Annotated in this window: 7 protein-coding genes; all 7 read right to left on the reverse strand. The window is 62.6% G+C overall.

Annotated elements, in window-relative coordinates:
• Nucleotides 1-5: 5 nt before the first annotated feature.
• Complete coding sequence (locus tag HU736_RS05240; protein ID WP_103437487.1) at nt 6-1,496, reverse strand: efflux transporter outer membrane subunit; 1,491 nt, start codon at nt 1,494-1,496, stop codon at nt 6-8.
• Nucleotides 1,493-4,600: an efflux RND transporter permease subunit gene (locus HU736_RS05245; protein ID WP_186697924.1), complete on the reverse strand. Its 3,108-nt coding sequence runs from the start codon at nt 4,598-4,600 to the stop codon at nt 1,493-1,495. Before HU736_RS05245 ends, HU736_RS05240 begins: the two co-directional genes overlap by 4 nt.
• Complete coding sequence (locus HU736_RS05250; RefSeq protein ID WP_186697922.1) at nt 4,597-7,695, reverse strand: MdtB/MuxB family multidrug efflux RND transporter permease subunit; 3,099 nt, start codon at nt 7,693-7,695, stop codon at nt 4,597-4,599. The genes HU736_RS05245 and HU736_RS05250 overlap by 4 nt, the downstream gene beginning before the upstream one ends.
• Nucleotides 7,692-8,960, reverse strand: a complete 1,269-nt coding sequence (locus tag HU736_RS05255; RefSeq protein ID WP_103437490.1) for an MdtA/MuxA family multidrug efflux RND transporter periplasmic adaptor subunit — start codon at nt 8,958-8,960, stop codon at nt 7,692-7,694. Before HU736_RS05255 ends, HU736_RS05250 begins: the two co-directional genes overlap by 4 nt.
• Before the next feature lie 211 nt (nt 8,961-9,171).
• Nucleotides 9,172-9,672 carry a thiol peroxidase gene (gene tpx, locus HU736_RS05260; protein ID WP_101319724.1) on the reverse strand — a complete coding sequence of 167 codons (501 nt, stop codon included), beginning with the start codon at nt 9,670-9,672 and terminating at the stop codon, nt 9,172-9,174.
• Nucleotides 9,673-9,840: 168 nt separating this feature from the next.
• On the reverse strand, nt 9,841-11,133 hold the full coding sequence (locus HU736_RS05265; RefSeq protein ID WP_101319726.1) for a serine/threonine transporter: 1,293 nt from the start codon (nt 11,131-11,133) through the stop codon (nt 9,841-9,843).
• 216 nt (nt 11,134-11,349) lie between these two features.
• Complete coding sequence (locus tag HU736_RS05270) at nt 11,350-12,546, reverse strand: amino acid aminotransferase (protein WP_103437491.1); 1,197 nt, start codon at nt 12,544-12,546, stop codon at nt 11,350-11,352.
• Nucleotides 12,547-12,641 lie beyond the last annotated feature (95 nt).

Raw genomic sequence — 12,641 nt, forward strand, 5'->3', positions numbered from 1 at the left:
CCGCCCTATTGTTGCGCTTGGCTGAACGCCTGCTGACTATCCCAACCACCACCCAACGCGGTGATCAATTGCACGCTGGCGATCAGCCGCCCTTGCAGCAAATTGAGCACGCTGCGTTCGTTGCTCAGCGCAGTGGCCTGCACATTGACCACGTCCAGGTAGCCAATCAGGCCGGCCCGGTACTGGTTTTCGGTCAGGCGCAGCGACTGGCGTGCGGCCTCCAGCGCTTCCTGGCGTACCACTGCTTCATCGCCATAGACCTTGAGCTGGACCAGGTAGTTTTCCACTTCCCTGAAGCCATCGAGCACGGTCTGCCGGTACTGCGCCACGGTCTGGTCGTACACCGCGACGGTGCGGTCCACTTCGGCGCTGCGTTTACCGGCATCGAACAAGGTCATGGCCAATGACGGCCCGACCGACCAGAAGCGGTTCGGCAGCTCGATCCAGTTGCTGAAACTGCTGCTCGAGTAGCCGCCGCTCATGCTCAGGCTCAAGTCCGGGAAATACGCCGCGCGAGCCACGCCGATGCTCGAGTTGGCAGCCATAACACTGCGCTCCGCCGAGGCAATGTCAGGGCGCCGTTCGAGCAATTGCGACGGCAGCGCCAGCGGCACCTGCGGCAGCGCAGGGATCGACTTGCTGTCAGCCAGGGCAAAGTCCGCAGGAGCCTTGCCCATCAGCACGGCGATGGCGTTTTCATACTGGGCGCGCTGCCAGATCAGGTCGATCAGGTCGGCCTGGGTGCTCTTGAGCTGGGTGCGCGCCTGGGCGACCGCATCCGGCCCGGACACCCCAGCTCGGTACTGGTTTTCGGTCATCTTCAGCGAGCGCTCGTAAGCGGCAACGGTGGCCTCGAGCAAGCGCTTCTGCTCATCGATCACACGCAGTTGCAGGTAGTTCTGCACCAGCTCCGACTGCAAGCTCAGGCGCATCGCTGCCAGGTCGGCAAAACTGGCCTCGGCACTGGCTTCGTTGGCATTGAGGGTTTCCCGCAGCTTGCCCCACAGGTCGATCTCCCAACTGACCCCGAGCTGGGTGGTGTAGGTATTACGGATACCGCTGCTGTTGTTCGACAGACTCGAGCTACTGCTGCCGGTGCCCTGCGCCGAACGATTCTTGCCTGCCGACAGATCGAGGCTGGGGAACAACGAGGCGCGGCTGCTGCGGATCAATGCGGTGGCCTGGCGGTACTGCGCTTCGTACTGGGCAACGGTCTGGTTACTGCGGTTGAGCTCCTCGACCAGGCTGTTGAGCTGGGCATCACCGTACAGCTCCCACCAGGCGCCACGGGCAATCGCATCCGACGGTTTGGCCTGAGTCCAGCCTTCGGCCTGCTTGAACTGGGCGGGTGTGCTCAACTCGGGCCGCTGGTAATCCGGGCTCAAGGTGCAGGCACTGAGCATCAGTACGCAGAGGCTGGCGCCAAACAGGCGCGAGCCTCGGCCGCGGCCCAGCAGCTGCAAGGCACGGTGAAGCGGAGTTTGGGCAAAATTCATAGCGGGGTATCCAGTGCAGCGTCGGTACGTACACCGCGCCAATGGTTGAATCGGTGGCGCAGGCGATCGAGGTAGAGGTAGACCACAGGCGTTGTATAAAGCGTCAGCACCTGGCTGAAGACCAGCCCGCCGATAATCGTCAGACCCAATGGCTGACGCATTTCGGCGCCTTCGGCATTGCTCAGCAACAGCGGCAAGGCGCCAAGGATGGCGGCAATGGTGGTCATCAGGATCGGCCGCAGGCGCAGCAGGCAGGCACGGCGGATCGACTCTTCAGGCGACAGGCCTTCGTTGCGCTCAAGCTGCAGGGCCAGGTCGATCATCAGGATGGCGTTTTTCTTGACTACGCCGATCAGCAGGAACAGCCCCAGCAACGAGATCAGACTGAACTCGCCGCCTGTTACGTACATCGCCAGCAGTGCACCCACGCCAGCAGATGGCAAGGTCGAGAGGATCGTCAGCGGGTGGATGTAGCTTTCATAGAGAATCCCCAGCACCAGATACACCAGCACCAAGGCGCCGAGGATCATCAGCGGCTGCCCTTCCTGAGTCTTGCTGAACGCGTCGGCGGTACCGCCAAGCTTGGCGATCACGTCTTCCGGCAGGCCCAGCCGGGCTACTGCCCGCTCGACCGCGGCCATGGCCTGATCGGTGCTGTAGCCCTCGGCCACGTCGAAAGCGATGTCTTCCGAGGCGAACTGGCCCTCGTGGCTGACTCGGTCGTTGGCCAGGCTGTTCTCGTAGCGGGCAAAGGCTGACAACGGCACCCGCGCGCCGTCGGCGGTGATCACCTGGACTTGCTCCAGCGTGCTTGGGTCCCAGGCGTACTTGGGATTGATCTCCAGCACTACCTGATACTGGTTGAGGCTGTCGTAGATGGTCGAGATCTGCCGCTGGCTGTAGGCGTTGTTGAGCACCGTGGTGACCATGTCCATATCAATGCCCAGGCGCTTGGCCTGATCACGATCGACCACCAGCGTTACCTGCTGAGTGCCGGCACCGTCATGGGCGTCGATGGCGGTCAGCTCGGGCAGCGCGCGCATCGCCGCGGTGACCTTGGGGAACCACTCGCGCAGCGCAGCCAGATCCCCGCTCTGCAGGGTGTACAGGTACTGCGAAGAGGTCTGGTCACGGCCCCCGCCGCCCAGTTGCAGGTCCTGATCGGCCATCAGGAACAAGCGCCCGCCGGGTACCTTGGGCAGCTCCTTGCGCAGGCGCTCGATCACCTGCTGGGCATTGATCTTGCGTTCGCTGATCGGCTTCAGGCGCACCAGCACCATGGCATTGTTGGTGCCGCTGTTGCCGCCGATGAAGCCAGCCACGCTTTGCACCGCCGGGTCGGCCAGCAGCGCACGCCGGTAGATTTCCATTTTCGGCTGCATCACGGTAAACGACAGGCCGTCGTCGCCACGCACAAAACCCATCAGTTGGCCGGTGTCCTGCTGTGGCATCAGGGTCTTGGGTACCACCACATACAGCAGCACATTGACGCCGATAGTCAGCAACAGGCTGAACAAGGTCAGGCGACGATGGCGCAGGACCCAACCCAGGCTACGGTCGTAACCGGCGACCATGCGCTGATGCTGGCGGTCGCTCCAGCGCTGCAGGCGGTTGGGCTGTTGCTCGTGGGGCTTGAGCCAGCGCGCGCAGAGCATTGGCGTCAGCGTCAGCGAAACGATCAACGAGACGATGATCGCCGCCGCCAGGGTGATCGAGAACTCCTGGAACAGGCTGCGCACGATGCCGCCCATGAACAGGATCGAGACGAATACCGAGACCAGCGAGACGTTCATCGACAGCAGGGTAAAGCCCACCTCTTTGGCGCCGAGAAACGCCGCGCGCATGGGCGGCTGGCCGTTCTCGATATGGCGGGAGATGTTCTCCAGCACTACGATGGCGTCGTCGACCACCAGCCCGGTGGCCAGGATCAGCGCCATCAGCGACAGGTTGTTCAGCGAGAAGCCACACAGATACATGACCGCAAAGGTGCCGACCAACGACACTGGCACCGCAAGGCTTGGGATCAGCGAGGCACGCAGGTTGCCAAGGAACAGATAGACCACCAGGATCACCAGAACTACGGCAATCAGCAAGGTGTGCTCGGCTTCCTTGAGCGTCGCGTTGATCACCGGCGAGCGGTCCATGGCGATATCCAGCTTGACGCTGGCGGGCAACAGCGACTGCAGCGCGGGCAGTTGCTGCTTGATCTGCGCCACGGTCTCGATGATGTTGGCGTTGTTCTGCCGGTTGATCACCAACAGCACCGCGCTCTGGTCGTTGAAAAAACCACTGTTGTAGCGGTTCTCGACGCCATCGGTGACCGTACCGACGTCCGACAGACGCAGGATGGCGCCGTCCTTCTGGCGAATTACCAGCGATTGATAATCCTTGGCTTTTTCCAGCTGATCGTTGGCGCGCACCTGCCAGTTTCGCTCGTCGTCCTCGACAAAGCCCATCGGCCGGCGCTGGTTGGCATTGCTCACCGCCGTGCGCACCTCATCCAGCGACAGGCTGTACTGGTTGAGCAGCTGCGGCTCGAGCGCGATGCGTACCGCCGGCAGCGAGCTGCCGCCGATCTGCACTTCCCCTACTCCGCTGACCTGGGCCAGGCTCTGCGACAGAATGGTATCGGCCAGGTCGTACAGCTGGCCCTTCTGCAGCACGCTGGAGGTCAATGCGATGACCATCACCGGCGCCTGCGACGGGTTGATCTTCTTGTAGGTGGGCATGCTGCGCATACCGCTGGGCAGCAGGTTGCGGGTGGCGTTGATCGCAGCCTGCACTTCCCGCGCGGCACCATCGATGTCGCGGCCCTGCTCGAAGCCGATGATGACCCGGGTCGAGCCCTGGTTGGAGCTGCTGGTCAAGGTGGTAACCCCGGCGATAGCGCCGAGCTTGCGTTCCAGCGGTGTGGCTACGGTGGAGGCCATCACCTCGGGGCTGGCGCCGGCCAGGTTGGCCGAGACCACAATCACCGGAAAGTCCATCTGCGGCAGCGGCGACACCGGCAGCAGACCAAAACTGACCCCGCCCAGCAGCATGATCGCCAGGCTCAGCAGCATGGTCGCGACCGGCCGGCGAATGAATGGCCCGGACAGGTTCATGCTTGCGCCTGCTTGGCATCATCGCGCGGCCGCCAGCGCTGGGCCAGGCGGTCGAAGTACAGGTAGATGACCGGTGTGGTGAACAACGTCAGCACCTGGCTGACCAGCAGCCCGCCAACCATCACCAGCCCCAGCGGCTGGCGCAGCTCGGCGCCGGAGCCGGTGGCAAGCATCAACGGCACCGCGCCGAACAACGCCGCCAGCGTAGTCATCAGGATCGGCCGGAAGCGCAGCAGCGCCGCCTGGTAGATCGCATCGTGTGGGGTCATGCCCTGGTTGCGTTCAGCCTCCAGGGCAAAGTCGATCATCATGATCGCGTTCTTCTTGACGATACCAATCAGCAGGATGATGCCGATGATGGCGATCATGCCCAGGTCATTGCCGCTGATCAGCAGCGCCAGCAAGGCGCCGACCGCCGCCGACGGCAGGGTCGAGAGAATGGTGATCGGGTGGATGTAGCTCTCGTAGAGCACGCCGAGCACGATATACATCGTCACCACAGCCGCCAGAATCAGCAACAAGGTGCTCGACAGGGACGCCTGGAAGGCCTCGGCAGCGCCTTGGAAGCGGGTCTGCACACCGATCGGCATGGCGATTTCCTGCTGCACCTGCTCGATCGCGGCCACCGCCTCACCCAGCGCCACACCGGGTGCCAGGTTGAACGACATCATCACCGCCGGGAACTGACCGATGTGGGAGATCGCCAGCTGCGCCTGGCGCTGCTCGATACGTGCCAGTGCCGACAGCCGCACCTGACCGCCATCGCTGGCCTTGACGTGAATCGACTCCAGCGCCGCCGGGCCGATACTGGCGGCGTTCTGCGACTGCAGGACCACTCGGTACTGGCTGGCCTGGGTGTAGATGGTGGAAATCTGCCGCTGACCGAAGGCGTCATACAACGCGTTGGTGATCTGCGAGACGTTGATGCCCAGCCGGCTGGCCATATCGCGATCGATTACCAGGTACACCTGCAAGCCCTGGTCCTGCAGGTCGCTGGCCACGTCACGCAGTTCGGGCCGCTGTTGCAGGGCCTGAACCAGCTTGCCACTCCAGGTGGCAAGCATGTCGGCGTCGGGCGATGACAGGCTGAACTGGTACTGGGTACGGCTGACCCGATCTTCGATGCTCAAGTCCTGCACCGGCTGCATGAACAGGCGGATACCGACCAGCTTGTCGACTTGCGGCTGCAGGCGTGCGATCACTTCAGTGGCGCTGACGTCGCGCTCACCATGGGCTTTGAGGTTGATCAGCAAGCGGCCACTATTGAGCGTGGCGTTGTCGCCATCCACGCCGATGTAGGACGACAGGCTTTGCACCGAAGGGTCCTGCAGAATGATCTTGCTCAGCGCTTGCTGACGCTCGCTCATGGCGGCGAACGAAGTCGACTGCGGTGCTTCGGAGATGCCCTGGATCACCCCGGTATCCTGCACCGGAAAGAAGCCCTTGGGCACTGCCATGTACAGCACCACGGTCAGCACCATGCTGGCGATGGCAACCAGCAGGGTCAGCGGCTGGTGGCGCAATACCCAACGCAGGCCGCGGCTGTAGTGCTCGATCAGCCAGTCGATCCAGGCGCCGCTGGCGCGATAGAAACGGCTCTGCTCTTCTTCCTTCGGCTCGCGCTTGAGCAAGCGCGCGCACATCATCGGCGTCAGGGTCAGCGATACCACCAGCGAAATCAGGATCGCCACCGCCAGAGTGATGGCGAACTCGCGGAACAGGCGGCCGACCACGTCAGCCATGAACAGCAGCGGGATGAGGACGGCAATCAGCGAGAAGGTCAACGAGATCAGGGTGAAGCCAATCTGCCGGGCGCCCTTGAGCGCGGCCTGCATAGGCGTCTCGCCCTCCTCGATATGGCGGGAAATGTTCTCCAGCATGACGATGGCATCGTCGACGACAAAGCCGGTGGCGATGGTCAGCGCCATCAACGTCAGGTTGTTGATGGAAAAACCCGCCAGATACATCACACCAAAGGTACCGATCAACGACAGCGGTACGGCAATCGACGGGATGATGGTGGCACTGACCCGGCGCAGGAACACGAACGTCACCATCACCACCAGCACGATGGCAATCAGCAACTCGTGCTGCACATCGGTAACCGCAGCGCGGATGGTCTGGGTGCGGTCAGTCAGCACCATCACATCCAGGCCAGCCGGCAGGTTGTCGGTAATCGACGGCAGCAGGTCCTTGATGCGGTCGACCACTTCGATGACGTTGGCGCCGGGCTGACGCTGAATATTCAGCAGCACTGCCTGGTTCTCGTTGGCCCACGCCGCGAGGCGTTCGTTTTCGGCGCCATCGACGATTTCAGCCACATCTTTCAGACGCAGCGGTGCACCATTGTTGTAGGCGAGGATGAGGTTGGCGTATTCCTCGGGGGAGCGCAGCTGGTCGTTGGCATCAAGCATCGATACCCGGGTGGGGCCGTCGAAGTTACCTTTGGGCTGGTTGACGTTGGACGCGCCGATCAAGGTGCGTACGTCTTCCAGGTTGAGGCCGTTGGCCGCCAGGGCATCGACGTTGACCTTGATCCGCACGGCCTGGCGCTGGCCGCCGGCAATGCTGACCATGCCCACACCGCTGATCTGGGCAAGCTTCTGCGCAACCCGGGTATCGACCAGGTCGTTGAGCTTGGGCAACGGCATGGTCTTGGACGAGATTGCCAGGGTCAGTACCGGCGTATCAGCCGGGTTGACCTTGTTGTACACCGGCGGCGCTGGCAGGTCGCTGGGCAACAGGTTGCTGGCGGCGTTGATCGCGGCCTGCACCTGTTGCTCGGCAACGTCCATGTTCATGTCCAGGCTGAAGCGCAGGGTCAGCACCGAGGCGCCGCCGGAGCTGGTCGAGGCCATCTGGGTCAGGCCCGGCATCTGTCCGAACTGGCGTTCCAGCGGCGCAGTGACGGCACTGGTCATGACCTGCGGGCTGGCACCGGGATATAGAGTCATGACCCGGATGGTCGGGTAATCGACCTGGGGCAAGGCCGCTACCGGCAACAGCTTGTAGGCAATCAGGCCAGCCAGGACCAACGCCAGCATGCTCAGCGTGGTGGCGACCGGGCGCAGGATGAACAGCCGCGAGAGGTTCATGCGCCCGCCTTGCCCGACGTGCCAGCCTCGCTGGTGCCGCTGCCATCCTGGCCTTGCAGATGCTGACCGGGGGTGGTCGGTACTTGCGAGCTGTCTTCCACCACTTCTACCGCGCTACCTTCACGCAGGCGGTCGGTGCCTTCGAGTACCAAGCGGTCGCCCGCGACCAGGCCGTCGAGGATCACACTGCGCTCACCATCACTCGGGCCAACCTTCAGCTTGCGGATATTGACCTTGCTCTCTGCGTTGACCACATAGGCAAAGCTGCCGTCGCTGCCGAACTGGATCGCAGCCGCTGGGGCCATGACCACCTGTTTGAGGGTGTCGGCGAGCAGGCGCACGTTGACGAACTGGTTGGGGAACAGCGCCTGATCCTTGTTGGCAAAGCTCGCCTTGAACTTGAGAGTACCGGTGGTGGTGTCGATCTGGTTGTCCAGGCTGCCGAGCACGCCACTGGACTGCAGCTTGCTCTCGTTGCGGTCCCAGGCCTCGACGGGCAGAACAGCGCCGCTGCGATAGCGCTCGAGCACGGTGGTCAGTTCGGTTTCAGGCAAGGTGAAGGCGACGCTGATCGGCTCGGTCTGGGTGATCACGACCAGCGCCGTGGTGTCGTTGGCCGCGACCAGGTTACCCAGGTCGAGCTGACGCAAGCCCAGGCGACCGCTGATCGGTGCGCGGATCTGGGTGAAGTCGAGGTTGAGCCGGGCGTCGCTGACTGCGGCCTGATTGGTCTTGATCAGGCCCTGGAACTGCGCCAGCTGCGCCTCGGCGGTGTCCAGGGTCTGTTTGGCGATGCTGTCTTCGGCGTACAGGCCTTTATAGCGGGCCACGTCAACCTGGGCGTTTTTCAGCTGCGCCTGATTCTGCGCCAAGGTGCCTTCGGCCTGCTGCAAAGCGATGCGGTAGCTGCGCGGGTCGATCTCGGCCAGCAGGTCGCCGGCTTTGACCTGCTGGCCTTCCTTGAAGTGGACCTTGACCAGCTCACCGGCGACGCGGCTGCGCACGTTGACTGTGTTGTTGGCGGTCACGGTGCCCAGGGCCTTGTAGTAAAGCGGGAAGTCGCCCACCTGCACCGGCTCTACCCGCACTGGCACGGCCTCGGCAGAACTGCCAAAACCAGGCCGGCCGCTCTTGCCTGCGCGCCCGGCTTGATCCTTGGGCGTCGACGCGGCAGGCCACAGCCACCAGGCCAACAGGGCCACCAGGACCAGGATCAGCAGGCCAAACAGCCAGCGACGGGGGGAGCGGGAGACAGGAGCTTGCATGGCTTGAACGAACCTTGTTCGGAAACGGCGACTTGGGAGGGTGAACGATAAGCATTGATATCGGTTTAGCAAAGCAGCTTTACAGGGCATTTACCTTGGGCTGACGTTGCTAACGCGATGAACTTTAAATGAAAACGGCCTGGAGCAGGGTCCAGGCCGTTTCAGGGTATTGCTTGTTGCGTACGCGAACCGCAGAGCGGCCCCGCTGCGCTTACTTCAAGACAGCCAGGACCGCCTCGTAGTTCGGCTCTTCGGCGATTTCGCCAACCAGCTCGCTGTGCAGCACTTTGTCGTTCTCGTCGATGACGACAACAGCGCGTGCCGCCAGGCCAGCCAGCGGGCCGTCAGCAATGGCTACGCCGTAGTTTTCGAGGAACTCGCGGCCACGCAGGGTCGACAGGTTCTGGACGTTTTCCAGGCCTTCGGCACCGCAGAAGCGCGCCTGAGCAAACGGCAGGTCGGCCGATACGCACAGCACAACGGTGTTGTTCAGCTCGTTGGCCTGGGCGTTGAACTTGCGCACGGAAGTCGCGCAGGTTGGCGTGTCGACGCTTGGGAAGATGTTCAGCACTTTGCGCTTGCCGGCGTAGTCTTGCAGCGACTTGTCAGCCAGGCCATCACCAACCAGCGAGAACGCAGGTGCCTGAGCGCCAGCTTGCGGGAGGTTGCCTTTGACCTGAACCGGGTTGCCTTTGAGGGTCACTTGAGCCATGAGCGGAATCCTTATGCGGGTGTTTGAAAAGGACACCGAGTTAAGCATGAAGCGCCGCTCAAGCCTATGGGTAGCGATGAAATTGTTCTACTGCCGGGGGAATTCGTGTGAACAAAAAAATGCCCGGAGCGCAGCAGGCGGTCCGGGCATCCTCTTATATAGAAGCCATCACCAGCCGAGCACGCTTGCGGCCAGCGAGTAGACTACCGAGCTGATCGCGACCAGGCCGACGAAGACCACAAACAGGTTGGACATCGCCCCGCTGTACTTGCGCATCGACGGCACCTTGCGGATGGCGTACATCGGCATCAGGAACAGCAGCGCGGCAATGATCGGCCCGCCAAACGATTCGATCATGCCCAGGATGCTCGGGTTGAGGGTGGCGACGATCCAGCACACAACCAGCATCAGCGCTGCGACCATGCGGTCCAGAGCCTTGGCCCCAGGGCGCAGGCCAGTCTTGCCGATAATGCCTTTGAGGCCTTCGCTGGCACCGATGTAGTGACCCAGGAACGACTTGGCAATAGCAATGAAGGCAATCAGCGGTGCAGCAAAAGCAATGGTCGGGTTGCTGAAGTGGTTGGCCAGGTACGACAGGATCGACAGGTTCTGCGCCTTGGCTTCTGCCAACTGGGCGCTGTCCAGGGTCAGCACGCAGCTGAATACGAAGAACAGCACCATAGCCACCATCAACAGGTGCGCACGCGACAGGATCTGCCCGCTGCGCTCGTCGGCGTGCTCGCCGTAACGGCGCTTCTGGTCGACAGCAAACGCGGAAATGATCGGCGAGTGGTTGAACGAGAACACCATCACCGGGATTGCCAGCCACACCGTGTGCAGGAACGCCGAGCCCGATGGCACCTGCATCGCGGTATCGAGAATACCGCCACTCCAGTGCGGCACCAGGTAAAGCGCCAGCAAGGCCAGGGCGACGATGAACGGGTAAACCAGCAGGCTCATGACCTTGACCGTGGCCTGTTCACCGCAACGCACGATGGCCAGCAGGCCGAGGATCAAGCCAAACGACAGCAACACCCGCGGTGGCGGGGTCATGTGCAATTGATGCTCCATGAAGCTGCTGACGGTGTTGGTCAGGGCCACGCTGTAGATCAACAGGATCGGGAAGATCGCGAAGAAGTACAGCACGGTGATCAGCGCGCCAGCCTTGAGGCCGAAATGCTCCTCGACCACCTCGGTGATGTCGCCGCCACGCCCGGACAGCACGAAGCGGGTCAAGCCGCGGTGGGCGTAATAGGTCATCGGGAACGCCAGCGCGGCGAGGATCAGCAGCGGCCAGAAACCGCCCAGGCCGGCGTTGATCGGCAGGAACAGGGTGCCGGCGCCAATCGCGGTGCCAAACAGGCCGAGCATCCAGGTGGTGTCTTGTCGTGCCCAGCTGCCGAGGGTGGCGCTGGTGGTTTGTTCGAAGCGTTGTTCAACGCTTGAGGCCTGCTCATTCATCCGGGTGCAACTCCACTCGCAAGACTGCAACAGGCTGAGCGTGGCGAAACACAAGGCTCGCGCACCTCAACCGAAAAAGAGGGGCGCGATTGTGCACTGAAAGGTGGCGCTTGCGAAGCCCTGTCCGAGCGGCGGTTGCACTTGTCATGACAACCCAGGGGCAACCCAGGTTTGCGAGGCTGGGTCAAAGGGGCCGATTGCCGACCCCTGCCCTGATTAGCGTTGGACTGCGGCGAACGCCTCGGCAACCTGGCGCAGGTTGCTTGGACGCAGGCCGGACATGCACACCCGGCCACTGTCGATCAGGTAAACGCCGAACTCGTCACGCAGACGGCGGACCTGATCGACGCTGAAGCCGGTGTAACTGAACATGCCGCGCTGTTCGAGGAAGAACGTGAAGTCCTGCCCTGGCAGCAGCTCGCCGAGCAGGTCGACCAAACCTTGGCGCATCTCAAGGATACGCAGGCGCATCACTTCGACCTCGGCTGCCCACTGTGCATTGAGGCTGGCATCGCCGAGCACGCCGGCAACCAGTTGCGCACCGAAGGCTGGTGGGCTGGAGTAGTTGCGGCGCACGGTTGCCTTGAGCTGGCCAAGCACGCTCTGGGTGCTGGCCTGGTCGTCACACACCACCGACAGACCGCCAACGCGCTCGCCGTACAGCGAGAAAATCTTCGAGAACGAGTTGCTGACCAGGCACGGCACGCCGGCACGGGCCATTTCGCGGATGGCGTAGGCATCCTGTTCCAGGCCTTCGCCGAAGCCTTGGTAGGCGATGTCGAGGAACGGGATCAGCTCGCGTGCCTTGACCACTTCGACAACCTGCTGCCACTGGTTCTGGTCCAGATCGACACCGGTCGGGTTGTGGCAGCATGGGTGCAGCAGCACCACGCTATTTGCGGGCAGAGTCTGCAACGCAGCCAGCATGCCGGCGAAGTCGACGCCGCGGGTAGTGGTGTCGAAGTACGGGTAGGTATTCACCTTGAAACCCGCACCTTCGAAGATGGCGCGATGGTTGTCCCAGGTCGGATTGCTGACCCAGACTTCGGACTGCGGGAAGTAGCGTTTGAGGAAGTCGGCGCCAACTTTCAACGCGCCCGAGCCGCCTACGGTCTGCACGGTAGCGACGCGACCGCCGGTCACTGCCGGGTGGTCGTTACCAAACAGCAGCGCCTGGATCGCCTGGCGATAGCTGGCCAGACCTTCCATTGGCAGGTACAGCGAAGCCTCGTGAGGCTGGTTGGCCAGGCGTTTTTCAACCTCGGCCACTGCCGCCAACTGCGGCACGATGCCGGCAGCATCGTAGTACAGGCCGATGCTCAGGTTGACCTTGGCCGCACGCGGGTCGGCCTTGAAGGTTTCCATCAACGAGAGGATCGGATCGCCGGCATAGGCATCGACATGTTTGAACACAGCGGACAGCTCCTTGAATCAGCACAGTTCGGAAAAGCTTGAGCGAGGATACCCGGAGTCGAGGCAGAGAAACATCACCTTGCTGCAACGGGTCT

Source organism: Pseudomonas shirazensis (assembly GCF_014268785.2).
Taxonomy (GTDB): Bacteria; Pseudomonadota; Gammaproteobacteria; order Pseudomonadales; family Pseudomonadaceae; genus Aquipseudomonas; species Aquipseudomonas shirazensis.

What these genes read in the sequence shown, in the direction of transcription:
- HU736_RS05240 (WP_103437487.1), bottom strand. Translation starts at nt 1,496, where the DNA reads ATGAATTTTGCCCAAACTCCGCTTCACCGTGCCTTGCAGCTGCTGGGC.
- HU736_RS05245 (WP_186697924.1), bottom strand. Translation starts at nt 4,600, where the DNA reads ATGAACCTGTCCGGGCCATTCATTCGCCGGCCGGTCGCGACCATGCTG.
- HU736_RS05250 (WP_186697922.1), bottom strand. Translation starts at nt 7,695, where the DNA reads ATGAACCTCTCGCGGCTGTTCATCCTGCGCCCGGTCGCCACCACGCTG.
- HU736_RS05255 (WP_103437490.1), bottom strand. Translation starts at nt 8,960, where the DNA reads ATGCAAGCTCCTGTCTCCCGCTCCCCCCGTCGCTGGCTGTTTGGCCTG.
- tpx (WP_101319724.1), bottom strand. Translation starts at nt 9,672, where the DNA reads ATGGCTCAAGTGACCCTCAAAGGCAACCCGGTTCAGGTCAAAGGCAAC.
- HU736_RS05265 (WP_101319726.1), bottom strand. Translation starts at nt 11,133, where the DNA reads ATGAATGAGCAGGCCTCAAGCGTTGAACAACGCTTCGAACAAACCACC.